The organism is Arthrobacter sp. B6, from assembly GCF_001663775.1.
In the GTDB taxonomy this organism is placed as follows: Bacteria; Actinomycetota; Actinomycetes; order Actinomycetales; family Micrococcaceae; genus Arthrobacter.
This window is the reverse complement of the sequence record NZ_KV467168.1, coordinates 2,777,826-2,804,329: the sequence shown is the minus strand read 5'-3', so window position 1 is coordinate 2,804,329 and position 26,504 is coordinate 2,777,826. Positions and strand designations below refer to the sequence as shown.

Below are 26,504 nucleotides of genomic sequence, written 5' to 3'. Positions count from 1 at the left end.
GACGCTTAGGGGAGAGCGGTGCTCTCAATTCAAAATCTTTGAGGAGAAGTCATGAAGGATGTCCACGTTGTTACCGGCGCCGGCCCCGTGGGTTGGACGGTGGCAGAACAACTCGCGGAGCAGGGGAAAAACGTCAGGATCCTCACCAGGTCGGGCACCGGGCCCGAGCATCCACTCGTAGATCGGGTGACGGCGGACGTCCAGGATCCCGCCCAGGTCCGGGACGCACTCGCGGGGGCTACCGCCGTCTTTCACTGCATTCATGGCTCTTCCTACACTGCGGACGCGTGGCAGGCCGAGCTCCCCCAGGCCGAGCAAGCGGTGCTGGCCGCGGCAGGCGAGGCGGGCGCCGTCGTCGTATTTCCCGAAAGCCTCTACTCGTACAGCGAGCCCGGGCGCCCCATGACCGGGGCCGGTCCGCGGGCGGCCGAAGGCGGCAAGCGGGGGGTGCGGACGCAACTGCTTGAGGCGAGGGCCGACTCGCCGACGAACACCGTCACCGTGGTGGCCGGCGACTTTATTGGACCGCGCGTCAAGACCTCCCACGCCGGCGAGCGGCTTGTCCCCGCCGTCCTGGCCGGCAAGAAAGTATGGGTCATCGGGAGCACTGACCAGCCGCATTCATTCACCTACGTCCCGGACCTGGCCGCGGCGATGATCCATACTGCCGCGACGCCGTCGCTATGGAACGGGGTGTGGCACGCGCCCACCGGCCCGGCGATCACACAGCGGCGGCTGGCAACCGCCTTCACAGAGGCCGGTGGGGTGGCCGCCCCGAAGGTAGCAGCCGTGCCCGGTTGGGTGCTCCGGGCGCTCGGGGTCTTCTCCAAGGACATGCGCGAAGTGGCAGAGATGCTGTACCAGTTCGAGGAGCCCTTCGTGATGGACTCGACCGCCAGCGAGGCCGCCCTGGGCCTGGACCCCACGCCGCTTCCCGAGGCAGCCGCGGCCACGGTGGCCTGGTGGCGCGCGCAGGCGTGAAGCCCGGCGTGACGGCGCAGGGCCAGGCTTAGCGACTGCCGGCGCTTTCCGTCTCGGGCTTCACGGCGCCTGTGCCACGTAGCTCAGCTGCGTCCAGGACCGGCCGGCCCAGCCTGGACGGCCACCAAATGCGTGGGCCGATGTCGTAGGCCAGCGCGGGAACCAGAAGCGAGCGCACCAGCACCGTGTCCAGCAGCACGCCGAAGGCCACAATGAACGCCAGCTGCACGAGGAACATGATCGGGATGACCCCCAGGGCGGCGAACGTGGCAGCGAGGACCACACCGGCCGAGGTGATCACTCCGCCGGTCACGCCGAGCCCGCGCAGGATGCCCGGCCGGGTGCCGTGTTTCAGCGCCTCCTCCCGCACGCGGCTCATCAGGAAGATGTTGTAGTCCACGCCCAGGGCCACGAGGAACACAAAGCCGAACAGCGGCACGGTCGCGTCGGCACCCGGGAAACCCAGCAGGTTGTTGAAAACGAGGGCTGAGACTCCCATGGCCGCACCGTACGACAGCACCACCGACAGCACCAGCAGGACCGGCGCCAGCACCGAGCGGAGCAGCAGCATCAGGATGAAAAGGATAACCACCAGCACGATGGGGATGATGATCACCAGGTCGCGCTGGGCTGTGGTGTTGGTGTCCAGTGCCGTGGCCGTCACGCCGCCTACGAGGGCATCGGCGTCGACCGTTTTCAGGTCCTCGCGCATAACCTTGACGGTATCCTCCGCTTCAAGGGAGTCCGCGGCAAAGTTCAGTGTGGCATTGATCAGCACCTTCCCATCCCGGACATCCGGTGTGTCGGGAGTGCCAGGGGCGCCGGTGATGGGCACGCTCCCTTCAGCCAGCAGGTACGCGTCCCCCACACCCTTGGCCGCCTTCACCTTCGCCAGCACGTCATCGGCTTTGCTTTCGTCCGCAACCACGACGGCGGGGCTGCCGCTGCCGGCGTCGAAATGGCGCGCCAGCGCGTCCTGTCCGTCCACTGCGTTGGAGGCGGAAAGGATGACATCAGTCTGCGGCACACCGTTGGCCTTCAGCCCCAGCACTCCGGCGGAAGCCACGAGGAGCAGGAGGACCGAAGCGGTCCAGACCGTCCGCGGGCGCCGTGCAACAAGGGAACCGGTGGCCCGCCAGACACCCTTCTGGCCTTCCAGTCCCGTCACCAGTTCCGGCTCGCGCCCGCCCGCCGGAACCAGCTTGGGCCGAAACGGCCAGAACGCGCCCCGGCCCAGGAGGGCCATCAGGGCAGGCAACAGCGTCAGGGCGGCAAAGAGCGAGCAAAGGATGCCGGCGGCCGCCACTGGGCCGAGCGCTTTGTTGGAATTCAGGTCGGAAAAGAGCAGGCACAAGAGGGCGATGATCACGGTGGCGCCGGAGGCCAGGATCGGTTCGAACGATGCCTTCCAGGCGGTCAGCACCGCGGCCGTCCGGTTGTTGGTGCGGGTCAGTGCTTCACGGAATCGGGCCACGTAGAGCAAGGCGTAATCCGTGGCCGCGCCGATTACCAGGATGGACAGGATGCCCTGGCTTTGGCCGTTGAGCTGGATCCAGCCGAGCTTGGCCATACCGAACACCAGAAGGATGGCGGCGCACAGCGCAAAGACGGAGGTCAGCAGCACCGCGACGGGCAGGAGGAGTGAACGGTAGACGATCAGCAGGATCACAAAAACAGCACCAAGTGCCACGAGCAGCAGGATGCCGTCAATGCCCGCGAAGGCACTGACGAGGTCAGCCGTCAGCCCCGCGGGACCCGTGACGAAGGTCTGCATGCCGTCGGGTGCGGCTTCGGCCAGGAAGTCCCGTAGCTCCTGGACGGATTCCTTGACCTCGTCCGAGGACCCGATCGGGGCAATGTACTGCACCGCTTCGCCGTCCTCGGACGGGATGGGTCCGATTACGGCACTGCCGAGCTCCAGGGCCTCCAGGCCCTCCTTCAGGGATGCGAGTCCGGCAAGCTCCAACGGGCTGATCGCGTCGTCGTTTTCAATGACGATGACTGCGGGGATCTCATCGGAATCGCGGAACTTCGCCTGCCAGTCCTGCGCGGCGGTGGCTTCGGCGCCGGCCGGAAGGAAGGAGGCCTGGTCATTCGAGGAGACCTCATCGAGCCGGCCGAACGTGGGGCCGCCCACCCCGGCGATGGCCAGCCACGTAAGCACCAGCAAGACGGGAATGAGCCAGCGCAGCCAGAACGGAACCCGCGCGCTGTGTTGGGGACTGGATTTCATGATTCCTTCTGCGCTCGGGGACGATGGCAAGGTACGATTGTTTCCATCATAGAGTATCTCTGCGATGGAGATAAGTGCTTGATGCGATTCCGACTCTGCAGGCCCGGCTCTGCTGCAGTAATATCCGTCAGGGCACCAGGCGAGCGAGCGGAGGAGGGGGATATGACGGAGGAAGCGTTCCAGCGCCCGGCCAACTCCGCACCCCAGTCGCTGGTCCGCCTGCTCCAGGACTTCACCCTGGAGGCCAACCGCTACGTGGATACTGCGGGCGGACGGAACGAAATGCACCGAACGGACCTCAACGCCCTCGCCGTCATCATGCGCCACACAGCCAAGGGCAACGTGGTCACCCCCGGAATCCTGCGCAAGGAACTCAACCTCAGCTCACCGGCCACCACCGCGCTGATTGACCGACTCGACCAGTCCGGCCACGTGGTCCGCGAACGGCTCGGCCCGGACAGGCGGCAGGTGCAACTGCGCATGACACCGAAGGCCTTTCAGGACGGCGGAGCCATGTTTATGCCGCTTTCCCGCCACATGGGCACGGCCATGGCCGAATTCTCCGCTGAAGAGCTGGAGCTTGTGACCCGCTTTATGACCGCGATGGTGGAGGCCACCATCGCCGCCCGCCAGGAAGCGTCCGACGGCGGTCCCGCCTCCCCCGCCCCGCCCAACTAAGTACCAGGTGATGTGGGGTTACCCGCAAATCGTGGACAGTTAATCAGGCGGCTTGGGCCGGCTGAGGCTTCTTCATGGTGAGGAACTGTTCGTGTTCCACGGGCGTGCTGTAGCCCAGGGCCGAGTGCAGTCGGGCGCGGTTGTAGAACTCCTCAATCCAGCGTCCTGTCGCCCGGATCGCGTCCTGCCGGGTTGCCCACCGGCGCCGGTCGTAGAACTCGGTCTTCAGAGTCGACCAGAAGGACTCCTGCATCGCGTTGTCCCAGCACACGCCGGTCCGCCCAACAGACTGCCTGATGCCCAATCCGGAGCAGACGTCGTTGAGCTGGGCGGAGGTGTACTGGGTGCCGCGGTCGGCGTGGAACACGACCCCGGCCGGGCCGCCACCACGCAGGATGTAGGCCATCCGCAGGGCGCGTTCGACCAGGGCGCTGGTCTGGACCGAATCCATTGCCCATCCGATCACGCGCCGGGAACAGGCATCCCTGACAGCACACAAGTACACCCAGCCTTCACCGGTGCGCAGGTAGGTGATGTCCGAGATCCACACCGTATCCAGGGCCCCGGTATCCCACTTCCTGGCCACCAGATCCGGGATCGAATGCACCCGGGCCTGACCGATCGGCGCTACTGGCCGGAACCGCCGCGGCGAGATCCCTGCCAGACCCTGCCGGCGCATCGAGGACGCAACAGTTTTCCGATCGACACCGGTCCCGTTCCTGGCCAGTGCGGCCTGGACCCGCGGCGCACCATAGATCCCGGTCGAATCCGCGTGGGCCCGCCGGACCTTCGCATCCAGTTCCGCCCGCCCAACGGCACGCTCCGATACCTCTGAGAGGCTGCGGTGGCGCCAGGCATAGAACCCCGAGCGGGACACCCGCAAAAGCCGGGCCATTCGCTGGATCGGGTAGTTAGCCTTCTCGGCCTCCATCAGCTCGAAGCATTCCGATTCTGTTGCTTGGAGGCGAAGAAGGCTGCGGCTTTTCCCAGGAACTCGTTGTCCATCCGCAGCTGCGCGTTTTCCCGGCGCAAACGCTCCAGCTCAGACTTCTCCGTCTCAGCCGCCGCGAACTCCTCAGGGGCCGCCAACCGGGCCCGTTCCTGGGCAACCCACCGGCCCAGCAACTGCTCACCCAGACCCAATTCCCGGGCCACCGGCGCAACGGCCCTGCCCGTATCGATCACAAGGCGCGCAGCCTCCCGCCGATACTCCGGAGTGAATTTACGTCGTGTCGTGCTCACAAGAACACCTTCCCGCAGAATCCAAGGATCCCGCTACTTCAGGTGTCCACCAACAGAGGCTAACCCCAGATGTCGTTATGAGGCCTCATAACGACATCACCTGCTACCTGGTTGAGGCTGAACGCACGACGGCGGTTCCCCCCATTCGCGCCAGCGCGGCGGTAGCGTTTGGTTATGAGTGCGCAGCAGCCTGAAGACGACGTGTACACACACGGCCACCACGAGTCGGTGATCCGCGCCCATGCCTCCAGAACGGCGGAGAATTCCGCGGCCTTTGTTCTTCCGCACCTCACCCCCGGTACTTCCGTGCTCGACGTCGGCTGCGGACCCGGGAGCATCACGTGCGACTTTGCGGAGCTGGTGGCACCGGGAAAAGTCACCGGCCTGGACCGGTCAGCGGACATCATCACGCAGGCCTCGGCGCTCGCCGCTGAACGCGGCGTGGAGAACGTGGAGTTCGTGGCCGGAAACATCTACGACCTCGATTTCGAGGACGAAACGTTCGACGTCGTCCACGCCCATCAGGTGCTGCAGCACCTCACAGATCCGGTGGAGGCGCTCCGGGAGATGAGGCGCGTGGCCAAAGCGGGCGGGATTGTGGCAGTGCGCGACGCCGACTTCCACGGCATGAGCTGGTATCCCGCGTTCCCGGAACTCGACGAGTGGATGGAGCTGTACCAGCGGATCGCCCGCCGCAACGGCGCGGAGCCCGACGCCGGGCGGCGGCTCGTGTCATGGGCACAGTCCGCGGGCTTCACCGATGTTGCGCCCACCAGCAGCAACTGGCTCTACGCCACCGGGCAGCAGCGAAGGTGGCAGGCCCGTGTCTGGGGCGAGCGGGTGCTGCATTCCGCCTTCGCGGAGCAGGCCTTGGAATACGGCTTCGCCAATCCGGCGGACCTGGCGCGGATTTCCGCGGGCTGGCACCGCTGGGGATCCACCGACGACGGATGGTTCCTGATCCCGAACGGCGAGGTCATCGCCCGGGCCTGAGCTGCCTGGCGGTGGCCTGTACGGACTTTTCCACATAGGAGAGTGCGGCCCGGACACGCACCACTGCGCCCCAATAGCCTCGGATGATGATCATTCAAGCAGGCTTCGACCTCCAGATTCTCGTCCGTCCGCTAATTGTTCAGGGGGAGAAGGTCCTTCCCAAACTTGTGGTGATCGCACTCGATGGCGACATGCAGCTGGACGGCATCAAGGTCGTAAGTGACGAGTTCGCAGGATCATTGGAGCCTCATCACGATGCGATTCTGGACTGGATGGACCTCGACTGGACCAAGTATTTTGCCATTGCCCACGCCGGGATCTGGCCTGAAGACGACTACTGCTCCGAGTCTCCGATCCTCCAAGAGGCCAAGACGTTGGAGGCAGTTGCGGCTCAGCGTGGGCTCCGAATGATCGGGCATTTTGGCCTGGACGAAACCGGGTATATGTCTGACGGGCCACACTCGTACTTCGACCAGTACGGGCTCAGTGAACACCTCCCACCCACCATGTCCCACTGGGTGAATTCAAGGTACGGCAAATGTGGCTGAGAGGACCTTCATTCCACGCCCTTGGAGCGGTGACAACCCTGCGGTGAGCACAGCACTAAACTTGTGAGGTGCAACTTTCCCTATGGTTCGCCCTCGCGGGTGCCGGTGTCCTGGTGAGCTTCACTCCGGGGGCCGGCGCGATCAACACGATGAGCAACTCCCTGACGTCAGGGTTCCGCCGCTCCATCTGGGGGATCCTGGGCCAGCAGGCAGCCCTGGTCATCCACGTTGTGGTTGTGGCCCTCGGGGTGGGCGTGCTCGTGGCCAGTTCCCCGATCGCCTTCAACGTGATCCGCTACGCGGGCGCCGCGTACCTCGTCTACTTGGGCGTCCGCCAGTTCCTGAGCAAGCCGCAACTCGACCGGGAGAAGGCCGAGTCCCTCCGGAACGAGCCCGCCTGGTCCATGGCCCGGCGCGGCCTGTGGGTAAACCTGCTGAACCCCAAGGCGATCGTCTTTTTCCTCGCCTTTATGCCGCAGTTCATCCGTCCCGAACAGCCGCTGCTCCCGCAGTATCTTGTGCTCACGGCCACGGTGGTTGTGATCGACATCCTGGTCATGTGGTTCTTCTTCGCCGCGGCGGCCAAGTCGTTCCAGCGCTTTACGCACAATGCGCGCGGGCAGCAGATCCTCAGCCGGATCTTCGGCGTCCTGTTCGTGGCGGTCGGCATTCTCCTTGCCCTGATCCACTGACCACGCCCGTTCGCAACGCCAGCAAGAACACGCCGTCGCAGGAATATGACGGGTTCTGCAAGTCTCTTTACGAATCCGTGAAACATGCCGAAAACCGGCTAGCCAAGAGGGCAGGGCGTCCCGCATGCTTAGCACCATGAACTCATCGTCGAGCCCATACCGGATCATTGCCGTTTGCACCGGAAACATCTGCCGATCTCCCATGGTTGAGCTGATGTTGGCCGCGGCACTGAAGGCGGCAGGGCTGGACGGAGAGGTAACGGTAGATTCTGCCGGAACCACCGGCTACGAGGCAGGGCGTCCCATCGATCCGAGGGCGGCCCGCAGGCTCGCGGCGACGAAACTCCCCTCCGACGGACATATTGCCCGCGAATGGCAGGCCGGCTGGTTCCTCGAGCGGGACCTGATCCTCGCCCTGGACATCGACCACTACGCCTGGCTACGCGAATACGCCCCGGACCAGGAATCCATGGACAAGGTCCGCATGCTGCGCAGCTTCGATCCGAAAGTAGCCCGCAAGGACCTGCTGGATCAGGGCATCGAGGACCCCTGGTACGGCGGCCAGGCTGATTTCGACGCGGTGTGGCAGCAGATCCAAGCAGCCCTGCCGGGAATCGTTGAACACGTCCGGTCCGTCATAGGGAGCCGCGACCAGCAGCCCGAGCGACAGCAGCAGGTACGCTCTATTTCATGACCCCCGCACCTGTGATCATCGCCATCGACGGGCGATCCGGCGCTGGGAAAACCACACTTGCCGTTGAACTGGCCGCGCGGCTGCGGAACCACCACAAGGTCTCGCTGTTCCACCTGGAGGACATCTACCCTGGCTGGAACGGCCTCACGGCCGGCATCGAGCGCTACGTGTCCACCGTCCTCACCCCGTTGAGCCGCGGCGACCGCGCCATCTGGACAAGTTGGGACTGGGAAAAACACTACGACGGCGACACCCGGGTCACGCTGCCCGCCGAGATCGTGATCATCGAGGGAGTGGGCGCCGCAGCAGCCGCGGCCCGGCCCCTGCTGAGCGCCGTTATCTGGGCTGATTCGCCGGAAGACGTACGCCGCAAGAGGGCGCTGGACCGTGACGGCGGAACCTATGAGCCGTTCTGGGACCAATGGGCCGGGCAGGAGGACGCCTGGCTGTCCGGCGATGATGTCCCGGGTCAGGCCGACATCCGGGTGACCAACGAGGCGGACGGATCGGCGCCCGCGGATGTCCTGCAGCTCCTGCCCTACCTGCCCCCGCTGGCATCCACTTTGGTCCCCGAACATTCCGCCCGGCGCGGCCTAAGGCTCCGCGCGGAACGGCTGGACTGCCGCCCGAACGCGGCCGCACTCTTCGCCGAACTCTATGGCAGCTCGGCCAACGCCGTGTGGCTGGACTCTTCCAATGCCCCTTCAACCCTCCCGGTTGAGCAGTCACCCGCAGCCGAGCGCAGCCGCTTCAGCATCCTGGCGGACGACGGCGGGGTGTTCGGCCAGACGGTCATCCACAGGTCAGGCGAGAGCCTCATCGCCGCCGGCGGTGCCACCGCCCGTGTGCCGGGGCCTTTCTTCCGCTGGCTGGACACCGTCTGGGGCAGCCGGGCCGTGCGCACCCCGGACGGCTACCCCGGGGACTTTGCCCTCGGCTGGCTGGGCTGCCTGGGCTACGAACTCAAGCGCGAAACCGGAGGCACGGATGTCGCCGCGCCAACCCCGGACGCTGCCCTGATCTTCGCCGGCCGCGCCGTGGTGCTTGACCATGCCGAAGGCACCGCCTGGCTCCTTGTCCTGGAATCAGCGGACGCGGACGGCTGGCTGGAAGCGGCACGGACCGCGCTGGCGGCCGCCGCCACACCGGAAGCAGTCCCGGAGAATGGCGGGCCGGCGGAGCAAGGCGGCGGCAGCAACGCCGTCGTCCGTCCGCCGGTGTTCAGCAGCCGCGATACCGAACTGGACTACAAGCACAAGATCGCCGCCGCCCAGCACGAAATCGGCGAAGGAAACTCCTACGAGGTCTGCCTCACCACCACGCTCACGGCCCGGGTGCCTGTGTCCGCGGCGCCTCCCTGGCGCACGTATCTTTCCCTTCGCCGGAAGAACCCGGCGCCCTTTGCCAGCTACCTGCGGTTCGGCGGGCTGACAGTGGCCAGCACGTCGCCGGAACGCTTCCTGAAAATTGCGTCCGGCGGCGGCATGCGCGCCGAACCGATCAAGGGCACCCGCCGCCGGGCAGCAGATCCCGTGCTGGACGCCCAGCTGCGCCGGGACCTGGAAACCTCGCTCAAGGACCGGGCGGAAAACATCATGATCGTGGACCTGCTGCGGAACGACCTGAGCCACTTCGCGGAACCCGGCTCTGTCACGGTCAGCAGGCTTTGCGCGATCGAGAGCTACGCCACCGTGCACCAGATGGTCAGCACCATCGACGCGATGCTGCTGCCCGGCTCGCCACGGGCCGAAGCGGTGGCGGCGTGCTTCCCGGCTGGATCGATGACCGGTGCACCCAAGATCAGCACCATGGCCATCCTGGACCGGCTGGAAGACGGGCCACGGGGGGTCTACTCCGGCGCCATCGGCTACTTTTCGCTGAACGGCGCCACGGACCTGGCCGTGGCCATCCGGACCCTGGTGATCGACTCCCCCGGGGACGACGGTGACGGCGGGGCGACGGCGGAGCTGACCCTCGGCGTCGGCGGCGCCATCACCTCGGACTCCGTTCCGGACGAGGAGTACGACGAGATCAGGGTCAAGGCCTTCGGCGTACTGTCCGCGCTTGGCGCTGATTTCCCCGCAGGCTGACCCCTCCCCGGAGTTTTTGTCCAGATACGGGTGGATCAACCCCGTGGAAGTCGCCGTAGGTGGACAAAAACTCCAAGGATTACTGCACTGTCGCGGTGAGCCTGGCGACGTTGTCGACGTAGCGGGCCGCGAGCGGCCGGTTCAGCCAGTCCTCGAGCTTGAGCTCATGGGAGATGTCCCGGTACGTGTTCTCCACGGCACGCATGTCATTGACTATCTCCGCGCCCAGGAGCATCACGGACACTTCCATGTTCAGCGAGAAGGAGCGCATGTCCATATTGCTTGAGCCCAGGACTGCCACCTCGTCGTCGATGGTGAAGTGCTTGGCGTGGAGCACAAACGGTGCCCTGTAGAGGTAGATCTTCACCCCGGCCTCCAGCAGCGCCTCATAGTACGACTGCTGGGCGTGGTGCACGAGGAACTGGTCGCCCTTCTCGGAGACGAACAGTTCCACGTCCACGCCGCGCTGCGCCGCTGTGGTGATGGCATAAAGCAGTGAATCGTCGGGCACGAAGTAGGGGCTGCAGATGGAGATGCGGTGCTGGGCGGAGTAAATGAGGGTGGTGAAGAGCCGCAGGTTGTTTTCCGTGATGAACCCCGGGCCGCTGGGAACCACCTGGGCGGTGACTTTTCCGGGTGCCAGGTTGGCCGGGAGCTGGAGCTGGTGCTCCAATGACTCGTCCGTCTCACTGAGCCAGTCCGTGGCAAAGACGACGTTGAGCGTGGTGACGATGGGACCGCGCAGGCAGGCCATCAGCTCCACCCATTCGCGGCCGGCCTTGCGGTGCTTGGGGTTGTTATAGGAGGGCTCGATCAGGTTCTGTGAACCCGTGAAAGCGAGTTCGCCGTCGATCACCATGATCTTGCGGTGGTTGCGCAGGTCCGGCCGGCGCCACTGGCCGTGGATGGGCAGCAGTGGGAGCATGCGCTTCCACTGGATCTTGCCCGCCCGCAGCCGTTTGAGCAGGTCGCGGTAACCTTTGACCCGCAGGGTGCCGATGTGGTCGAACAGCACCCGGACCTCAACGCCCCGCTCCGCCGCCTCCTCGAGTGCGGTCAGCAGGTCATCGGTGATGTGGTCCGTGCTCATGATGTAGAACTCGGCGTTGACAAACTTTTCGGCTTTGCGCACCGCCTCCGTCATGGCCAGGATCGAGTTCGGATAGCCGGGAATGAGGTCCACCGAGTTGCCGTCCACCATGGGAAGGGAGCCGAGCCGGCGGTTCAGCTCGCCGGCGGAGGTGACCCATTCCGGTCCCGGGTACGTGCTTTCGACGTCGGCGAGCGATGAGATGCCGGAACGCACCCTGGCGTTGACGGTTTCCTGCTGCTGGCGCCGGCGGCTGGAAAGCTTGAAGTTTCCGAACAAAAGGAACAGGACCAGGCCCACGAACGGGACAAAGAAGATGACAAGCAGCCAGGCCATGGCGGTGGTGGGTCGCCGGTTGCCGGGGATGATGCCCAGGGCGGCGACCCTGATGACCAGGTCGGCGGCGGCCAGCAGCAGGGTCAGCCAGCCCGGCACCGTGCCGGCAAGCGAAAACGGCCACAACACTTCGAAAACCCCCGGACTGTGTGCACCCTCCGGACGGTTTCCGGGCAGGGCAATGACCACAGCTTAGCCGCGGCCTGCCGGACTAAGCTGGAGACATGACTTCTCCTGCTTCCGTGGTGCTCGTTTTCCTGGATCCCGCGTTCCCCGCCGGCCGGCTGGCAGACGCCTCGCAGCCCCAGCTGATGGCCACCGACCAGGGTGCCACCCGCGGCGACGGTGTCTTTGAGACCATGCTGGCGGTGGGCGGAGCGGTCCGGAAGCTGCAGGCGCATTTGGACCGGCTGGAGGGTTCGGCGGAAGCGCTGGACGTTGTCATTCCGGGCCAGGACCAGTGGCGTGCTGCCATCGGAACAGGCGTGGCCGAATACCGGGCGCAGCATCCGGCACCGTCGCCCGCGGAGGACGAGCTGGTGGTGAAGCTCGTGGCCACGCGCGGTGTGGAAGGCGCGGCCTCCCCCACATGCTGGGTCCAGGTCTCCCCGGTGGGCGCCGCTGCCCGGCGCCAACGCGAGACCGGCATCGACGTCATCCTGTTGGACCGCGGCTATGACAGCGGCGTGGCCGAAAGGGCACCGTGGCTGCTGATGGGTGCGAAAACCCTCTCCTATGCGGTGAACATGGCAGCGCTGCGGCACGCCCACAAACAGGGCGCCGATGACGTCATCTTCACGTCCTCCGACGGCCGCGTCCTGGAGGGGCCCACCTCAACGGTGCTGCTTGCGCACCTGGAAACGTCCGACGACGGTGCCCGCCCAGTCAAGCGGCTCATCACTCCGCAGCTGGACAGCGGCATCCTTCCGGGCACATCCCAGGGCGCGCTCTTCACGGCGGCCAAGGCCGCCGGCTGGGAACTGGGATATGGACCGCTGGAGCCGCAGGACCTCCTGGATGCCGACGCCGTCTGGCTGATTTCCAGCATCCGGCTGCTGGCGCCCGTCAACCATATTGACGGCAAGGAAATCGGAACGCCGGCTATCCAGAAGCAGCTGACCGCCGAACTGAACGAGTTGTTCGCCGGGATCCAGTAGCCCCCTTGCCCCGGGCCACGAAAATACCCGCGGCGTTTAGCCAGCTACCCGGCCCGGATTCGAAGCGCTCCAGGAAATCGGCGCCAAGGCCAATCCCCTTTTGGCACGCCGCGGAGGGCCGTAAGGTGTGGTCCATGAACTCCACTGACCTGCCTGACGACAAACTGACCTTCGACGAGTGCTGGGAGCTGCTGGCTGACGAAACGCTGGGGCGGATCGCCGTCATCGTGGACGACCATCCGGAGATCTTCCCGGTGAATTTTGTCCTGGACCGCCGGAGCCTCGTGTTCCGAACCGCGGGAGTGACCAAACTTTGGGCTGCACTGATCGAAAAGCCGGCAGCGCTGGAGATTGACGGCTATGAGGCGCATACCGAAACTGCGTGGAGCGTGGTGGCCCGTGGCGACATTGAAGTCATTGAGGAGCCGGAAGAAAAATCCGCCGCAGACAACCTCAACCTGGAGCCTTGGCATCCCGGAACCAAGAACCACTACGTCCGGCTCACCCCGCGTGCCCTGACCGGCCGGCGCTTCAAGGTCAATACGCCGGATGTCTGGAAGACCAGGTTGTCCGACCGCCGTCGCGCTTCATTCGAATAGGGTGCCGCTTCCGGCGAGCTTTTCGACTCTCCAAGCCGTCAGGACGGAGCGGTGGCCGCCTGGCGAAGGTGTGTCTCCAGCCCGGACAGCAGGATGCTGATCCCCTGGTCGAGTTCCGCCTCGCCGTCGTAGTCGGCCAATACGGGCGCCAGCGCCCGGAGCCGGGGAAAGTCCTTCGCAGGCAGGCGGTGCAGCCCCAGTCGCAGGAGGGCTTCGTTCTCCTCCGGGTCCACGATGAACTCCTGGAGTTCGTTGAGGATGTGGCCATAAAGGAAGCCGTAGTACGCCCGGTACATGTGCAAGGCGTCCGCCGGGGCAAAGCCCGCGTCTATCAAGAGGGCCAGGATCTGCTCCAGCGGCCGCACTGTACCAAGGGGCCGCAGACCCAAGGGCGTTGACAGTGGCCTTGTCACGAGCAACGGCACAACGTTGGGGTGCCGGAGCGCCAGGAGCCGCAGGTCATGGGCAATGCGGCGCAGCTGGGCCTTCCAGTCCGGATCGGCCGGGAAGATGGCGAGCTCGTTGAGCACCATCTCCGAAACGCCGTCCAGCAGGGCGGCACGGTTCTCCGCGTAGCGGTAGAGGCTCATCGGGTCACGGTCAAGCTCCTGGCCCAGCCGGCGCATAGTGAGCGCTTCGAGGCCTTCGGCATCCACAAGTTCCAACGCCGAGGACAGCACCAAGTCCCTGCTCAGCCGCGGCTTGGGACTCGCCGTTTCGTTCTCTGGACTCTTGGGGGAGGGCATTGAATTCCGTCCTGTGCGTTGAAGCGTCAGCTGGGGAAGGAAAATAAAGACGCTTGCCTAATCCGTAGTCTACGCGTAAAGTCTACATCGTAGAGCAGGTGTTGACACGGGTTTCAGACAAGGGACCGAGTCGCCGGCCGGACAGACCAGCCGATCAACTCTTAGCCAGTACGGGCATCCGTCCTGGCGCACGAAAGACCCTCAATGCCCGCGTGCACGGCGGTGAGGTTCGCGCTGCTGTAGCCGAACGGCGGCACCATTGCACCTGGCGAAGAGAGAAGCCACTCATGGCACATTCGCAGTTCGACAAATTCCTTCAAGAAGCCACTATTTGTGACGGCGCACCCGATGTCACCCTGGCACGCGACCCCCTGTACGGGCTGTACACGAGCTGGTGCTTCCTCAACCAGGAGGCGCCGCGCGCGGAAACCGCCTTCTGGACCGCCATGGCCCGGAGGATCGACCCGGACCACAACGGCCTGCGCATGAAAGGCCCGGCAGCAGCCGACTATATCCTGACCAGTTACCCCGGCTTGGTCTAAGCCAGGTGGAGAAACCCTCCTGCACGTACCGCCCCGCCACTCACTCCAACCCGGCGGAGGCAGGCCGTCAACGTCGTCAAAGCGGGTCATGTGACAGGCGCACCGCCCTTCGGCCGTTAGGCCAATTCCCTGGGACCTCCGAGCACGGGGTCCCTCGTCACGGAATCACGAGGGGCAACTATGCAGGGCACGCCGGAATTCTCCAGAAAAAAACTCATGCTGGGCGCGGGGCTGGGCTTCCTCGCCCTGGCCACGGGATGCGCGCGGGCAAAGCGTCAGCAGAACGACTGCCGGAGACCAGGCCCTGGTCATCGAGCTGAAGTTCGGGCCGTCGGAGGCGGAACTTGTCAACAACGGCCACACCTCTGAGTTGCACTCAGTCGCTCCGCAGGTGATGCTGCTCAACGGGCGGCCCTGGACGTTCAGGCAACTCCACTTCCACGCACCGTCGGAGCACACCATGGACGGGAAACGGTTTGAGGCCGAATTCCATGTCGTCCACCAGTCCGACGACGGCCGGCTGGCCGTGCTGGGAGTGCTCGCCGTCGAGGGCCGGGACAACGCCGACTGGGCGGCCTTTGTGGACGCGGCCGCCGCCCCCAGCGTGGGCTCCACGGCTCCGGCCGGCGTCGTGGATCTTGGCGCACTGATCCCCGGCTCCCTGGACCACTTCGCTTACAGCGGCAGCCTCACCACCCCACCCTGCTCGGAGAATGTGCAGTGGCTCGTCCTGGAAGCGCCTATTGAGCTGGGTCAGGCACAGCTTGACGCGCTCACGGCAGTCCACGACGGGAACGACCGCCCCATCCAGGCATCCAACGGCCGTACTGTCAGTGTGGTTGACCAGTAGTTCCCGGTTGTCCAAAAAATGCAAGAAAGTGTCCGCAGGGGGCGGGAACAGGGGACTTCCGCCCCGCTGGCGTACCCGTGGGATGGCTCCTGATTTGGACCCGCCTCAGGTAATCTGAGACTCGTAGGGCAGATGCAGTGCCGGACTGCACTACCGAAAGGCAACATTATGGGCAACGACGCCTCAGCCAACAGTTCCCCCGCCAACGGCGACCGCACCGCCGTCATCCTCGGGGGTGCACGCACCCCCTTCGGCCGCTTCCGCGGCAGCCTCGCGTCCGTCTCCAGCAGTGACCTGGGCGCCCATGCAATCCGCCATGCGCTGGAACGCTCCGGTGTATCGCCCGGGCAAGTCCAGGCCGTGATCGTGGGCCAGGTCATCCAGGCGGGGGCGGGCCAGGGACCGGCGCGCCAGGCCAGCCTGGCGGCAGGAATCGGCTGGGATGTCCCCACTGTCACCATCAACAAGCTCTGCCTCTCCGGGCTGACCGCCGTGATCGACGCAGCGCGGATGATCCGCGCCGGCGAGGCGGATTTCATCGTTGCCGCAGGCCAGGAATCCATGACCAACGCCCCTCACCTGCTGCAGCGCCTGCGTTCCGGCGTGGCCATCGGCGATGCGCCCCTGGTGGACGCGCTGAATTACGACGGCCTCCAGGATCCCGTCTCCGGGGTTCTCATGGGTGCGGCCACCGACGCGGGCAACGCGGAGCGGGGCATCAGCCGCCAGGAACAGGACAAGGTTGCCGCCCGCTCCCACCAGCGGGCTGAAGCCGCGCGGGACGCGGGGCTGCTGGCAGGGGAGATCGCTCCCCTTGAGATACCGCAGCGCCGCGGCCCCGCCGTCACCGTCGATTCAGATGAGGGGATCAGGCCGGGTACGACGGCGGAGGCCCTCGCGGCGCTCAAGCCCGCCTTCTCCACGGCTGAGTCAGCCACCATCACGGCAGGCTCCGCGTCTCCCCTCTCAGACGGCGCGGCCGCCGTCGTGGTGGCCAGCAAGGCCGCCGCCGAGCGGGCAGGGCTCAGTTGGGTTGCCGAGATCTGCAGCCACGGCCAGACGGCCGGGCCCGACGGTTCGCTGCATTCCCAGCCGTCCCGTGCCATCGAAAAGGCCCTTCACGCTGAAGGGATTTCCGTGGAGGACCTGGACCTCGTGGAGATCAATGAGGCGTTCGCCTCGGTGATCATCCAGTCCGCCCAGGATCTGGGGATCTCAGCGGAGAAGATTAATGCCGACGGCGGTGCCATCGCACTGGGCCACCCGGTGGGCGCCTCCGGGGCGAGGCTGGTGCTGCACCAGGCCCTGGCGCTGAAACGGCGCGGCGGCGGCACGGGCGTTGTTGCCCTGTGCGGCGGCGGCGGCCAGGGCGAAGCCCTGATCCTCAGGGCCTAAGGCCCCGTAGCCCGTCCGGGCATTAGCCCGCTCACCCGCCGGCAGCGTCCAGTACCACCAGCGGCACCATGGGCTCGGCACACGAAACCAGGACAAGGGTCCGGGGCCCGGCGGCCCTGTTGTTGACCCCGGTGTCGTCGCACCAATCCAGGTTGTACGGATACGCCACCACGGCGGCCTTTCCGGGACCCGTGGCCGGCGGCACGGTGAACACAAAGGTGAAGCCGCCGTCGTCGGTCATGGGAGCGAGCTCCTCCAGCACGGTGGTTCCCATCGCGTCCCTGAGCCTCACCTGGATCTGCGCACCCTCGCCATAGCGGGCACCGCAGGTGGTGTCGGGCGCGCTGACCGTGACGGCGTCGCCGGGCTTGGCTTTGGACGGCGTCACGGTGTACGCGGGCGGCATGCACGGCGGCGGCGCGAATACGTCCCGGCAACCGCCCAGTCCGAAGGCCACCGCTGCCACGGCGACGAAAGCCGCGACTGCCCTCAAACACGCACCCGGACCCCGCCCAGATTTCCCCATACATCGATTGTGCCGTCCGGCTACCGGGGGTGGAAGCACGTGTTGGTTACGGAACATGACGACAGCGGCGGTGCGGCCGGGCGGGCCAAGTGCTACGTTTTTGGGGAGTCTTGAGAACCGGCGCCAAGCCCTGACTGGCCGGTCGGCAACCCTCCCTTTCGCGGCGGGGTGCCTCAGGTGAATACTCGGCATATCGACCCATTCGAGTTGCAAGCGTGAGAGAAGGAGATCCGTCGTGTCTGACGCACCTGCCCCTGAAGAAAAACTGTCCTACCGCCTCATCACTGGGCCGGATGACCGCACTTTCTGCGAACGGATTTCCACGGCCCTGGCCGAGGGCTACGTGTTGCACGGAAGCCCCGCCGTCACCTTTAACGGCAGCAATGCCATTGTGGCGCAGGCCCTGGTCCTTCCCGCCGCCATAGCCTCCGCCGACGCCGCCGTGGCCAGCGCTGTGGACGAGCTTGAATTCCCCGGCGAGGACCTCGAGTTTGCCGGCGAGGGCCACGCATGAGCTACGCCGGAGACCTCACCCCGCAGGAGGCCTGGACCAAACTGGAGCAGGGCGCCATCCTGGTGGATGTCCGCACCGAAGGTGAATGGGCACACATCGGCATCCCGGACACCAAGGCCACGGATAACGATCCCCTGTTCATCCAGTGGACCTTCCCCGGCGGCATTCCCAACCCGGACTTCATTACCGACCTGACGCGGCAGGCGCCGGAGGACAGCGGCACCGAACTGCTGTTCATCTGCCGCTCAGGCCAGCGCTCCATCTCCGCCGCCGTCGCCGCGACGCAGGCCGGGTTCACCTCCTACAACGTCCTGGAGGGCTTCGAAGGGGAGCCGGACCGCTACGGCGAGCGCACCGTCAACGGCTGGAAGAACCGCGGCCTGCCAACCAACCTGGGAAAGAACTAAGTGACCTTCAACGAAGATGCCGCCGGATGGAGCCCGAACACCCAGGCCGTCCGCGGCGGGCTGGACCGCACCAACTTCCAGGAGACAACCGAGCCAGTGTTCCTGAACTCCGGATTCGTCTACGAGTCCGCCGCCGCCGCCGAACGCGCCTTCACGGGCGAGGACGAACGCTTTGTCTACTCGCGGTACGGCAACCCGTCCGTTGCCACGTTCCAGGAACGGCTCCGCCTGCTTGAAGGCACCGAGGCGTGCTTCGCGACGGCGTCGGGCATGTCCGCTGTGTTCACCGCCCTCGGTGCCCTACTGGCCGCCGGCGACCGCGTGGTGGCAGCCCGGTCCCTGTTCGGCTCCTGCTTTGTGATCCTGAACGAGATCCTGCCGCGCTGGGGCGTGGAAACTGTATTCGTCGACGGACCGGACCTGGAGCAGTGGCGTGCCGCCCTGTCGGAGCCCACCACGGCGGTGTTCTTCGAATCGCCGTCCAACCCGATGCAGGAAATCGTTGACATCGCCGCGGTCAGCGAGCTGGCGCACGCCGCCGGCGCCACCGTCGTCGTCGACAACGTCTTTGCCACCCCACTGCTGCAGCGCTGCGGCCAGTTCGGCGCGGACGTCATTGTCTACTCCGGCACCAAGCACATCGACGGCCAAGGCCGGGTCATGGGCGGGGCAATCCTGGGCACCAAGGAATTCATCGACGGACCGGTCAAGCAGCTGATGCGGCACACCGGCCCGTCACTGTCCCCCTTCAACGCCTGGGTACTCACCAAGGGCCTGGAGACGATGGCACTTCGCGTGAACCACTCCTCCGCCACCGCATTGCGGCTTGCCGAATGGCTCGAACAGCAGCCCGCCGTCAGCTGGGTCAAGTACCCGCTGCTGAAATCCCATCCCCAGTACGAGCTCGCTGCCAAGCAGATGAAGGCCGGCGGCACTGTCCTCACCTTGGAATTGGCGACGGCCGGCGGACGCTCCGGCAAGGACGCCGCCTTTGCACTGCTGGACGCCCTGCGGATCATCGACATCTCCAACAACCTGGGCGACGCCAAGTCCCTCATCACCCACCCGGCCACCACCACGCACCGCGCCATGGGCCCTGAAGGCCGCGCGGCCATCGGGCTCAGCGACGGGGTGGTGCGGCTGTCCGTGGGCCTGGAGGACGCCGACGACCTCATCGGCGACCTGGAGCAGGCGCTCAAACAGATCTGACCCGCGCGAACGTACACTTGTGGCCCTTAGTTCTCGCGCTTCTTGGGGCCACAAATGTACGTTCGCGCAGGGAGGTCGGGCTATGCGGCGTCGTGTAGAACGAGGCTGACAACCACTTCGTCCCCGGCACTGATACGGGCCGCAGTCCTGACGGCTTTCTTGACGGGCAGCAGGTAGGAGCCGCTTTTGCTGTCAGGGAATACCGAAGTCTGCCACGTGTGGCCGGAGATTTCCGCCGTGACCTTCACCGAGCCAAAACCCTTCCGGACCGCTGCTGCTTCCTCGCGGAGGTCGTCGGCAACTTCCGCCGGGAGGGTAAGGAAATGCCAGCCCGCTTCTCCGGGGTAGTGCCACAATTCGGCCCGGAAGAAATACGACGACGTCACGGGCTGAGTATGGCATGGCACCTTGCCGCACGCATCCCAGTCGTGGCCGGCAAGCGCCTGGCCGCGTCAGGTTCCTGGCTGGCGGAGCTGCCGGGCTGCCGTCTCCCGGACCGCGACGGAGAGCCGGTTGAGCACCGGCGAGTCGATCTTCCACCGTTGCCAGTACAGCGACACATCCACAGGCTCGGCGGGCGCCAGCTCAACGAGTTCGCCGCCCTGGATGTCGGCCAGGCACTGCTGCTCCGGCAACACGCCCCAGCCCAGCCCCAGCCGGATGGCCTGCGCAAATTCGGCCGACGACGGCACATAGTGCCGCGGTGCGTTCAGTGGGGCGCCGGTGAGCTTGCGGAAAAACCCCTCCTGAAGGTCATCCTTGCGGTCAAAATCCACCACCGGTGCAAGGCTGCCCGCGGTAAGGTCCGGCCCATCCGGCCACCAGCGACGGACGTAGCCGGGGCTGGCCACCGCGCGATACCTCATCGCACCCAGCGGTTCCACGCTGCACCCCTGGACCGGCTCGGGGGTTGCGGTCACCGCGGCCATCACCGTCCCGGTGCGCAGCAGCTGCGCGGAATGCTGTTCATCCTCCCTGTGGAGTTCAAAGAAAGCGCCCAGCTCAGGCGGAAGACTTGCCAGCGCCGGCAGGAACCATGCAGACAGCGAATCGGCGTTCACCACCACCGGAATGGGCGTGCTCGGTATGTCCCTGCTGTCGCCGAGTTCCCGGAAGGCGTCCCATTCGAGTTGCCGGACCTGCCGGGCGAACCGCAGGACGGCTTCCCCCGCGGGCGTGGGCCGGACGGGGTTGGTGCGCTGCAGCAGGACCTGTCCGGCCGCGTCCTCCATTGCTTTCAGCCGCTGGGAGACTGCCGACGGCGTGACAACCAGGCTCCGGGCCGCCGCCTCGAGGGTTCCTTCATCGACCACTGCTGCGTAGGTGCGAAGCTGCTCAAACTGGAAGGATCTCATTAGCTTTCCTTATGATGCGTAAAATTGTTTAGCTGGAGTAATCATAGGCCCCGCCCTACGTTGGACAGTATGGATCTGATTGAACTTCTTGGCCCCACGCTGCTCGGCTTTGGTACTGGGCTGGCGCTCATAGTGGCCATTGGCAGCCAGAACGCCTTTGTCCTGCGGCAGGGCATCCGGGGCGAGCATGTGGCCGCCGTCGTTCTGGTCTGCACTGTCTCCGACGCACTCCTCATTGCCGCGGGCATCGCGGGCATCGGGGCACTCCTTGAGGCGAGTCCGGCGGTGGTGCACGTGGCGCGGTATGCCGGAGCCGCTTTCCTGGTGGGCTATGCCGCCATGGCAGCCCGGCGGGCGATCCGCCCGGGCGCGCTGACAACATCCGGCCGGCAGAATGCCCTCAGTGCCGGGGCAGCCATCTCCACCGTACTGGCCCTGACCTGGCTCAACCCGCACGTTTACTTGGACACCGTGCTGCTGCTCGGATCGGTGGCCAATCAGCAGACCCAGGATCTGCGGTGGTGGTTCGGGGCTGGCGCGATCGCTGCCAGCACCGCATGGTTCAGCGCGCTGGGGTTCGGGGCGCGGATCCTGCGTCCGTTCTTCGCGCGGCCATCGTCGTGGCGTCTCCTTGACGGGCTCATCGCAGTGGTGATGCTCGCCTTGGGAGTGCGCCTGGCAGTCGGCGCCTGACCGCCGGCACCCACCGCAGCTCCCGCCGTCGGCCGCCGAGCCTGCTGGCCCCGCAGCCTGTTGACCGCGGCGGCACTGCGGCGTAGCTTCATGGTCACCACCGCGATGTTGCTGGGCCAACGCATCCGCCGGACCGGGAGCCAGCCATGTATGAAAAGCAGGCAGTGAACAGCAACACGCCTTATCAAAGGGCAGGAGCCGTTGTCGTCGCGGCGAGCTGCTGCTGGGGAGTGGGGGTTTCCTTTGTGGGGATGGTCCACGCCACGAAGGACCCGGCGGCCAGGCTGGCGATGCTGCAGCGCAGCCGGGGATTGTGGATTGCAGGGCAGTTCCTGGCGGCGGCCGGCACAGCGGCCGTGCCCGTCGGCTTCGTCCGGTTCGCCCAGGCCATCAGGTCCGGCCCCGCCAAGACCCTGGCCTCCGGGGCAGCAGCCGCCCTTGTCGCGGGCGCACCGCTTTTCGTCGCTGCCCTTGCGGACCGCGCATCGGACGTGGAGAAATTCGCCTACCGGCGGGGTCCCAACTGGCCATTCCTGACCTACTCGGGCCTGCACATCTGCGCATTGGCGGCACTCGGCGCGGGGCTGCTGCTTTCGCCGTTGAAACCCTGGGCCGGCATCACCGCGGCTGCGAGCGCCCCGGCCTTTGGCCTCATCCTGGCGGGAACAAAGGACATCCCGCCGTTTGTGTTCTACCTGGTAGAGGCCGCTGTAGGCGCCCAGCTGATGCGCTACCAGGAAACCGTGACCCCGGTCGAAGACGCTACAGACCCCCTCCCCTTTGCGCCAACGTACAGTTAAGGCCCTCCCCTTGGCGCGAACGTACAGTTAAGGCCCTCCCCTTGGCGCGAACGTACAGTTGAGGCCCTCAATTTATGAGGCCCCAGGGCCTCAACTGTACGTTCGCGCTGTCCGGACACACATAACCCGGCGCACGCAGTTAGGACTGACGCACCCTCAGCAGTTCGGGGGCTTCGTCCCCGTTCGTCAGGCCGGATGCTCCACGCATCGTGACAGCGACGGCGTGGGCGACTACGGCCGCCAGCCCGCCGTCGTCGGGCGGTGATTTTTCGATGACCGAGTCCCAAACCCGACGCTGCTCCGCCGCCCCTGTTCCGCGGGCAATAATGTCCTCAACGCCCTGCCGGGCCAGGGACAGCTCGTTCTGTTCGGTGAGCACCGGCGCCAGGTAATCCACCAGGGAACGCACCACGTCGACGGCAGGAGCTGGCCGGAAGGTCCCGAAATCCAGCAGTTCGCCACTCAACCCGCTGCTGCTCGCCTGCCAGGCGGCCATCCGAAGCAGGACAGTGGGCACCGGCGCGGGGTCGACGCCGTCGCGCCATTCCCTGCTGGCCGATTCCACCATCGCACGCACCAGCACCGCGATCAGGGCTGCATCCTCTGCCCGAAGGCAGACGTCGGCCACCCGGACCTCCACGGTGGGGTGGTTCCGCGACAGCCGGGCGTCGAAGTAAAGCATGCCCTCATCCAGCATCACGCCGCTGTCCAGCAGGCGGGTTACCACGCGCCGGTACGCCGAGTACGTGCCGTAGATACCGGACGGGCCGGCCGTGGGCCAGCGGTTCCAGGCCTGCGTGCGGTAACTCTCAAATCCCGTGGGAATCCCGTTCCAGAACGGCGAATTGGCACTCAGGGCGGTCAGGACCGCCAGCTTGTCCCGGATTCTGTCGAGCACGGCCACGCCTTCGTCCGGCGACTCGATGTAGGTATGGACGTGGAAACCACACGTCAGCTGCTCCTGCGCAGTCAGGCCATACCGCTCCAGCATCCGCGCGTATCGCGGGTCCGGAGTGGTGTGGGTGGTGGACCCGAGCGGAGAAGTGGCCAGTGCGGCTACCCGGGCGCCGTTTTTGCGTGCTGCCTGGTCGGCAAGCAGCCGCCCGGCCCTGATCTGTTTGAGCAGCTCCGAGTTCTCCAGGCACGGCCGGGTCTGGGTCTCGATCTGCTCAAGCTTAAGCTCGGCACTCAAGCCCATCTCGGCGTCGTCGTAAGCGGTCTTGTCTTCGGTCTCGAGCGCATGCGGGTCGCCCGGTGCGTCGTCCGCCGCCAGCCGCCGGCCGGAGAGCAGGGCGTCCGCCAGCGCAAGCGGCGCCCCTGTTTGCGGATCAACGATCAGGAGCTCTTCCTCGACGCCGAATGTTCGCATGCCTATATTGTGCTTCAATGACCGCCGGGTTGGCCGGTTGCCGCCGATCATGACGACGCGCGAACGTACAGATAAGGCCCCCAAAACCAAGCCGAGAGGTCATTATCTGTACGTTCGCGCCAAGTTGAGGGCCACAAGTGTACGTTCGCGCCAGTCCTGGGGCCGGCTAGTCCTGGAAGTATTCGATCTTCGCACCGATGGCATTCAGCCGTTCGGCGAGGTCCTCATAGCCGCGCTCGATGACATAGATGTTCCTCAGCTCGGAGATCCCGCGCGCCGCGAGCATTGCCAGCAGCAGGCAGGCAGCCGGGCGGAGAGCCGGCGGGCAGCCCACTTCCGCTGCGCGCCACTTGGTGGGCCCCGTGACGTAGATCCGGTGCGGGTCCAGCAGCTGCACCTGGGCGCCCAGCCGGTTCAGCTCCGTGAGGTAAATGGCCCGGTTCTCGTACACCCAGTCGTGGATCATGGTCTGGCCCTCGGCGTTGGCCGCTATCACCGCGAAGAAGGGCAGGTTGTCGATGTTCAGGCCGGGGAACGGCATCGGGTGGATCTTGTCCTCCGGCGCGCGCAGCTCGGACGGCTTGGTAGTGACATCCACCAGCCGGGTGCGGCCGTTGCGCGCCATGTACTCTGCGGAAACCTCCAGCTGCTGGCCCATCTGCTCCAGCGTCGCCAGCTCAATTTCCATGAACTCGATGGGAACGCGGCGGATGGTCACCTCCGAGTTCGTGACGATGCCGGCCGTGATCAGGCTCATCGCCTCAATGGGGTCTTCGGACGGGAAATACTCAATGTCGACGTCGATGAGCGGCTGCCCGGTGATCTTCAGGGTGGTGGTTCCCACGCCCTCAATGGTCACACCCAGCATCTCCAGGTAGAAGCAGAGGTCCTGGACCATGTAGTTGGGACTGGCGTTGCGGATGATGGTTGTCCCGCGACGGTGTGCAGCTGCCATAATGGCGTTTTCGGTGACGGTATCGCCGCGCTCTGTCAGAACAAAGGAGCGGTCTAGAGTGTCCTCTCCCGGGGCCTGGACGGCGTAGAAGCCTGCTGTGGCTTCCACCGAAAGTCCGAACTGGCGCAGCGCCTGCATGTGCGGCTCCACGGTGCGGGTGCCAAGATCGCAGCCGCCTGCGTACGGGAGGCGGTATTCCTCGGTCTCGTCCAGGAGCGGGCCGAGCAGCATGATGACGCTGCGTGTACGGCGTGCCGCGTCCACATCCATGGCGGCCAGGTCCAGGGCAGCCGGGCGGCGGAGTTGGAGGTCCGTGTCGTTGAGCCAGGTGCATTCGACGCCGATGCTGCTCAGCACCTCCACGATCCGGTTGACTTCCTCGATCCGTGCGAGCCGGCGCAGGACGGTGGTGCCGCGGTTAATGAGGCTGGCGCAGAGCAGAGCGACGCCGGCGTTTTTGCTGCTGTTCACATCCACCGCCCCGGACAGCGTGCGGCCGCCCTCGACCCGGAGATGGGTCATCTGGGAAGTGCCCACTTTGACGATGCTCAGGCCGAAAATTGCCTCCAGCCGCTGGATCATTTTCAGGCTCAGGTTTTGTTTCCCCTGCTCCATGCGGGCCACAGCACTCTGACTGGTTCCCAGCGCCGCGGCCAGCTGACCCTGGGTCCAGCCCTTCTGGCTGCGGGCATCCCGGAGCGTTGCGGCAACATGTTCGGCAGTTTCCTGAGTCATACCAAAAATATATCACAAATGAGCTATTGCTCGACCTTTTCGCCCATGCAACGCCCCGAGCCCCGCGCAATACCCGTTTCATGCGATAGCTGCGCAGGAATGCGGCAATATCCTTGACCCCCGTGCTCGGCGCGGAGGAGACTGAAAAGACCGGCCCGTCCGGGCTATTACGGAGGTTCCCATGCGCAGAGCCGCGACTGGTACGGCGCTCGCCGCAGCCTGTGCACTGTGGCTGGTGATCCTCGCCCTGGTGTTCGCGCCGCCGGCCGCCGCTGCGCCGTCCCCAGGCGAAGGCGCCCAGTCGCTGCTGGGCAACGATGTCTCCTGGCCGCAATGCAACAAGGCACTCCCCAAGGGCGCGGCCTTCGCCATTATCGGCGTCAACAACGGCCGGGCCAACACCACCAACCCGTGCCTCAACGAGCAGCTGAAGTGGGCCAACGCCATCGACCCGAACGGGGATGGCGCAGAAAACCCCACCGGCCAGCCAACGGTCGCCCTCTACGTCAATACTGCCAACCCCGGCCTGGCGGGCTCGTGGTGGCCCACCAGCAATGACTACCCAGCCGGAAAGCCGGTCCACAATCCGCACGGCGATTGTCGGGAAAACAGCATCGGTGTTCCGGAGGTTACCGAAGCCTGCTCCTACATGTACGGCTACGCCAAGGCCTACGACGACGCCTACATCCGCGGCGTCGGCAACCCCTCGGACTACCTGTGGTGGCTCGACGTTGAAACCGGCAACTCGTGGTCCGGCGACAGGAACCGGAACCGCGCAGTCCTTGAGGGCATGACCGATTTCTTCCACAGCATCGGCGCCGACGTTGGCATCTACTCCAGCGGGTACCAGTGGCGACAGATCGTGGGCACGGTCAACAGCTCCAGCAGTCTCTACACCCTGCCCAGCTGGCTGGCGGGCGCCCTTACCGCAACCGGAGCCGAAGCCAAATGCTCCCATGCCCCGCTCACGGCCGGCGGCACGGTCATGCTGACCCAGTTCGTATACCGGGGATTCGACTACAACTACTCCTGCATTTGAGCGGCCACGCCTAAACCACTCCTGACGGGTGCCTTA

27 protein-coding genes and 1 riboswitch are annotated in these 26,504 nt (G+C 65.7%); of the genes, 18 read left to right on the top strand and 9 right to left on the bottom strand.

The genetic code is table 11. The annotated features are described in order from the left end of the window. Positions 1-51: 51 nt before the first annotated feature. The gene (locus AU175_RS12400; protein ID WP_066289235.1) at positions 52-981 is read left to right on the top strand and encodes an NAD-dependent epimerase/dehydratase family protein; all 930 of its coding nucleotides are present in this window, start codon (positions 52-54) and stop codon (positions 979-981) included. A 28-nt stretch (positions 982-1,009) separates the two neighbouring features. Here AU175_RS12400 and AU175_RS12395 read toward each other — a convergent pair whose 3' ends face one another. Next, a complete protein-coding gene (locus AU175_RS12395) occupies positions 1,010-3,214 on the bottom strand; it encodes an MMPL family transporter (protein ID WP_066289232.1) in 2,205 nt (734 codons plus the stop codon). A gap of 162 nt (positions 3,215-3,376) precedes the next feature. Between AU175_RS12395 and AU175_RS12390 the strand changes: the two genes are divergently transcribed. Continuing rightward, positions 3,377-3,892, top strand: a complete 516-nt coding sequence (locus AU175_RS12390; protein WP_066289230.1) for a MarR family winged helix-turn-helix transcriptional regulator — start codon at positions 3,377-3,379, stop codon at positions 3,890-3,892. A 43-nt stretch (positions 3,893-3,935) separates the two neighbouring features. Here AU175_RS12390 and AU175_RS12385 read toward each other — a convergent pair. Further along, a protein-coding gene (locus AU175_RS12385) for an IS3 family transposase (protein WP_156642291.1) occupies positions 3,936-5,134 on the bottom strand; the annotation gives its coding sequence in 2 pieces (ribosomal slippage) (positions 3,936-4,867 and positions 4,867-5,134; 1,200 coding nt in all). A 174-nt stretch (positions 5,135-5,308) separates the two neighbouring features. Here AU175_RS12385 and AU175_RS12375 point away from each other — a divergent pair. The 5 genes from AU175_RS12375 (at position 5,309) to AU175_RS12355 (ending at position 10,151) form a co-directional block, all read left to right on the top strand. Continuing rightward, complete coding sequence (locus AU175_RS12375) at positions 5,309-6,127, top strand: methyltransferase domain-containing protein (protein WP_066289221.1); 819 nt, start codon at positions 5,309-5,311, stop codon at positions 6,125-6,127. A gap of 86 nt (positions 6,128-6,213) precedes the next feature. Then, positions 6,214-6,675 (top strand): hypothetical protein, encoded by a 462-nt coding sequence (locus tag AU175_RS12370; protein ID WP_156642290.1) that lies wholly within the window; start codon positions 6,214-6,216, stop codon positions 6,673-6,675. A 68-nt stretch (positions 6,676-6,743) separates the two neighbouring features. Continuing rightward, positions 6,744-7,367 carry a LysE family transporter gene (locus AU175_RS12365; RefSeq protein ID WP_066289216.1) on the top strand — a complete coding sequence of 208 codons (624 nt, stop codon included), beginning with the start codon at positions 6,744-6,746 and terminating at the stop codon, positions 7,365-7,367. A 136-nt stretch (positions 7,368-7,503) separates the two neighbouring features. Next, positions 7,504-8,061: a low molecular weight protein-tyrosine-phosphatase gene (locus AU175_RS12360; RefSeq protein WP_066291034.1), complete on the top strand. Its 558-nt coding sequence runs from the start codon at positions 7,504-7,506 to the stop codon at positions 8,059-8,061. Continuing rightward, positions 8,058-10,151, top strand: a complete 2,094-nt coding sequence (locus tag AU175_RS12355) for a chorismate-binding protein (protein WP_066289210.1) — start codon at positions 8,058-8,060, stop codon at positions 10,149-10,151. Before AU175_RS12360 ends, AU175_RS12355 begins: the two co-directional genes overlap by 4 nt. A 79-nt stretch (positions 10,152-10,230) precedes the next feature. Here the strand turns inward: AU175_RS12355 and cls are convergent, their stop codons facing one another. After that, positions 10,231-11,706 carry a cardiolipin synthase gene (gene cls / locus AU175_RS12350; RefSeq protein WP_442855298.1) on the bottom strand — a complete coding sequence of 492 codons (1,476 nt, stop codon included), beginning with the start codon at positions 11,704-11,706 and terminating at the stop codon, positions 10,231-10,233. A gap of 95 nt (positions 11,707-11,801) precedes the next feature. On the opposite strand from cls, the gene AU175_RS12345 reads away from it, so the two are divergent. Both AU175_RS12345 and AU175_RS12340 read left to right on the top strand, forming a co-directional pair. Beyond that, positions 11,802-12,734 carry an aminodeoxychorismate lyase gene (locus AU175_RS12345; protein WP_066289208.1) on the top strand — a complete coding sequence of 311 codons (933 nt, stop codon included), beginning with the start codon at positions 11,802-11,804 and terminating at the stop codon, positions 12,732-12,734. 134 nt (positions 12,735-12,868) lie between these two features. Continuing rightward, complete coding sequence (locus tag AU175_RS12340; RefSeq protein ID WP_066291029.1) at positions 12,869-13,333, top strand: pyridoxamine 5'-phosphate oxidase family protein; 465 nt, start codon at positions 12,869-12,871, stop codon at positions 13,331-13,333. A gap of 38 nt (positions 13,334-13,371) precedes the next feature. Here the strand turns inward: AU175_RS12340 and AU175_RS12335 are convergent, their stop codons facing one another. Further along, positions 13,372-14,079 carry a TetR/AcrR family transcriptional regulator C-terminal domain-containing protein gene (locus tag AU175_RS12335; RefSeq protein ID WP_066289207.1) on the bottom strand — a complete coding sequence of 236 codons (708 nt, stop codon included), beginning with the start codon at positions 14,077-14,079 and terminating at the stop codon, positions 13,372-13,374. Between the two features lie 287 nt (positions 14,080-14,366). Between AU175_RS12335 and AU175_RS12330 the strand changes: the two genes are divergently transcribed. The 3 genes from AU175_RS12330 to AU175_RS12320 all read left to right on the top strand — a co-directional run bounded on the left by AU175_RS12330 (position 14,367) and on the right by AU175_RS12320 (position 16,866). Then, entirely contained in the window at positions 14,367-14,621 is a 255-nt protein-coding gene (locus AU175_RS12330) for a hypothetical protein (protein ID WP_066289206.1), read from the top strand. Positions 14,622-14,745: 124 nt separating this feature from the next. Then, positions 14,746-15,471, top strand: a complete 726-nt coding sequence (locus AU175_RS12325) for a carbonic anhydrase family protein (RefSeq protein ID WP_082979131.1) — start codon at positions 14,746-14,748, stop codon at positions 15,469-15,471. 168 nt (positions 15,472-15,639) lie between these two features. After that, on the top strand, positions 15,640-16,866 hold the full coding sequence (locus tag AU175_RS12320; protein WP_066289201.1) for an acetyl-CoA C-acyltransferase: 1,227 nt from the start codon (positions 15,640-15,642) through the stop codon (positions 16,864-16,866). Positions 16,867-16,897: 31 nt separating this feature from the next. Here AU175_RS12320 and AU175_RS12315 read toward each other — a convergent pair whose 3' ends face one another. Beyond that, positions 16,898-17,392, bottom strand: coding sequence for a hypothetical protein (locus AU175_RS12315; protein WP_231938541.1), 495 nt, complete (start codon positions 17,390-17,392; stop codon positions 16,898-16,900). 106 nt (positions 17,393-17,498) lie between these two features. Next, a riboswitch (SAM riboswitch) is annotated at positions 17,499-17,614 on the top strand. Between the two features lie 13 nt (positions 17,615-17,627). Here AU175_RS12315 and AU175_RS12310 point away from each other — a divergent pair. The 3 genes from AU175_RS12310 to AU175_RS12300 are packed head-to-tail and all read left to right on the top strand — an operon-like array spanning position 17,628 to position 19,522. Continuing rightward, on the top strand, positions 17,628-17,906 hold the full coding sequence (locus AU175_RS12310; protein WP_066289200.1) for a DUF1737 domain-containing protein: 279 nt from the start codon (positions 17,628-17,630) through the stop codon (positions 17,904-17,906). Further along, a complete protein-coding gene (locus AU175_RS12305; protein ID WP_066289198.1) occupies positions 17,903-18,313 on the top strand; it encodes a rhodanese-like domain-containing protein in 411 nt (136 codons plus the stop codon). The genes AU175_RS12310 and AU175_RS12305 overlap by 4 nt, the downstream gene beginning before the upstream one ends. Further along, the gene (locus AU175_RS12300; protein ID WP_066289196.1) at positions 18,314-19,522 is read left to right on the top strand and encodes an O-succinylhomoserine sulfhydrylase; all 1,209 of its coding nucleotides are present in this window, start codon (positions 18,314-18,316) and stop codon (positions 19,520-19,522) included. Positions 19,523-19,602: 80 nt separating this feature from the next. Here AU175_RS12300 and AU175_RS12295 read toward each other — a convergent pair whose 3' ends face one another. Together AU175_RS12295 and AU175_RS12290 are read right to left on the bottom strand one after the other, a co-directional pair. Then, positions 19,603-19,908, bottom strand: a complete 306-nt coding sequence (locus AU175_RS12295) for a DUF1905 domain-containing protein (RefSeq protein WP_066289194.1) — start codon at positions 19,906-19,908, stop codon at positions 19,603-19,605. A gap of 66 nt (positions 19,909-19,974) precedes the next feature. Continuing rightward, positions 19,975-20,877 (bottom strand): LysR family transcriptional regulator ArgP, encoded by a 903-nt coding sequence (locus AU175_RS12290; RefSeq protein WP_066289191.1) that lies wholly within the window; start codon positions 20,875-20,877, stop codon positions 19,975-19,977. 69 nt (positions 20,878-20,946) lie between these two features. Here AU175_RS12290 and AU175_RS12285 point away from each other — a divergent pair, with 69 nt between their 5' ends. Then, entirely contained in the window at positions 20,947-21,570 is a 624-nt protein-coding gene (locus tag AU175_RS12285) for a LysE/ArgO family amino acid transporter (RefSeq protein WP_066289188.1), read from the top strand. 146 nt (positions 21,571-21,716) lie between these two features. Further along, positions 21,717-22,370, top strand: coding sequence for a hypothetical protein (locus tag AU175_RS12280; RefSeq protein WP_231938540.1), 654 nt, complete (start codon positions 21,717-21,719; stop codon positions 22,368-22,370). Positions 22,371-22,509: 139 nt separating this feature from the next. Here AU175_RS12280 and AU175_RS12275 read toward each other — a convergent pair whose 3' ends face one another. Together AU175_RS12275 and AU175_RS12270 are read right to left on the bottom strand one after the other, a co-directional pair. Beyond that, positions 22,510-23,739, bottom strand: a complete 1,230-nt coding sequence (locus tag AU175_RS12275; protein ID WP_066289187.1) for a glutamate--cysteine ligase 2 — start codon at positions 23,737-23,739, stop codon at positions 22,510-22,512. 166 nt (positions 23,740-23,905) lie between these two features. Then, the gene (locus AU175_RS12270; protein ID WP_066289186.1) at positions 23,906-25,429 is read right to left on the bottom strand and encodes a UDP-N-acetylglucosamine 1-carboxyvinyltransferase; all 1,524 of its coding nucleotides are present in this window, start codon (positions 25,427-25,429) and stop codon (positions 23,906-23,908) included. Positions 25,430-25,610: 181 nt separating this feature from the next. On the opposite strand from AU175_RS12270, the gene AU175_RS12265 reads away from it, so the two are divergent. Then, positions 25,611-26,468 carry a hypothetical protein gene (locus AU175_RS12265; protein WP_066289184.1) on the top strand — a complete coding sequence of 286 codons (858 nt, stop codon included), beginning with the start codon at positions 25,611-25,613 and terminating at the stop codon, positions 26,466-26,468. Positions 26,469-26,504 lie beyond the last annotated feature (36 nt).

What these genes read in the sequence shown, in the direction of transcription:
- AU175_RS12395 (WP_066289232.1), bottom strand. Translation starts at nt 3,214, where the DNA reads ATGAAATCCAGTCCCCAACACAGCGCGCGGGTTCCGTTCTGGCTGCGC.
- AU175_RS12280 (WP_231938540.1), top strand. Translation starts at nt 21,717, where the DNA reads ATGTATGAAAAGCAGGCAGTGAACAGCAACACGCCTTATCAAAGGGCA.
- AU175_RS12340 (WP_066291029.1), top strand. Translation starts at nt 12,869, where the DNA reads ATGAACTCCACTGACCTGCCTGACGACAAACTGACCTTCGACGAGTGC.
- AU175_RS12345 (WP_066289208.1), top strand. Translation starts at nt 11,802, where the DNA reads ATGACTTCTCCTGCTTCCGTGGTGCTCGTTTTCCTGGATCCCGCGTTC.
- AU175_RS12275 (WP_066289187.1), bottom strand. Translation starts at nt 23,739, where the DNA reads ATGCGAACATTCGGCGTCGAGGAAGAGCTCCTGATCGTTGATCCGCAA.
- AU175_RS12390 (WP_066289230.1), top strand. Translation starts at nt 3,377, where the DNA reads ATGACGGAGGAAGCGTTCCAGCGCCCGGCCAACTCCGCACCCCAGTCG.
- AU175_RS12305 (WP_066289198.1), top strand. Translation starts at nt 17,903, where the DNA reads ATGAGCTACGCCGGAGACCTCACCCCGCAGGAGGCCTGGACCAAACTG.
- AU175_RS12330 (WP_066289206.1), top strand. Translation starts at nt 14,367, where the DNA reads ATGGCACATTCGCAGTTCGACAAATTCCTTCAAGAAGCCACTATTTGT.
- AU175_RS12315 (WP_231938541.1), bottom strand. Translation starts at nt 17,392, where the DNA reads ATGGGGAAATCTGGGCGGGGTCCGGGTGCGTGTTTGAGGGCAGTCGCG.
- AU175_RS12400 (WP_066289235.1), top strand. Translation starts at nt 52, where the DNA reads ATGAAGGATGTCCACGTTGTTACCGGCGCCGGCCCCGTGGGTTGGACG.
- AU175_RS12290 (WP_066289191.1), bottom strand. Translation starts at nt 20,877, where the DNA reads ATGAGATCCTTCCAGTTTGAGCAGCTTCGCACCTACGCAGCAGTGGTC.
- AU175_RS12265 (WP_066289184.1), top strand. Translation starts at nt 25,611, where the DNA reads ATGCGCAGAGCCGCGACTGGTACGGCGCTCGCCGCAGCCTGTGCACTG.
- AU175_RS12360 (WP_066291034.1), top strand. Translation starts at nt 7,504, where the DNA reads ATGAACTCATCGTCGAGCCCATACCGGATCATTGCCGTTTGCACCGGA.
- AU175_RS12285 (WP_066289188.1), top strand. Translation starts at nt 20,947, where the DNA reads ATGGATCTGATTGAACTTCTTGGCCCCACGCTGCTCGGCTTTGGTACT.
- AU175_RS12320 (WP_066289201.1), top strand. Translation starts at nt 15,640, where the DNA reads ATGGGCAACGACGCCTCAGCCAACAGTTCCCCCGCCAACGGCGACCGC.
- AU175_RS12335 (WP_066289207.1), bottom strand. Translation starts at nt 14,079, where the DNA reads ATGCCCTCCCCCAAGAGTCCAGAGAACGAAACGGCGAGTCCCAAGCCG.
- AU175_RS12370 (WP_156642290.1), top strand. Translation starts at nt 6,214, where the DNA reads ATGATCATTCAAGCAGGCTTCGACCTCCAGATTCTCGTCCGTCCGCTA.
- AU175_RS12270 (WP_066289186.1), bottom strand. Translation starts at nt 25,429, where the DNA reads ATGACTCAGGAAACTGCCGAACATGTTGCCGCAACGCTCCGGGATGCC.
- AU175_RS12375 (WP_066289221.1), top strand. Translation starts at nt 5,309, where the DNA reads ATGAGTGCGCAGCAGCCTGAAGACGACGTGTACACACACGGCCACCAC.
- AU175_RS12355 (WP_066289210.1), top strand. Translation starts at nt 8,058, where the DNA reads ATGACCCCCGCACCTGTGATCATCGCCATCGACGGGCGATCCGGCGCT.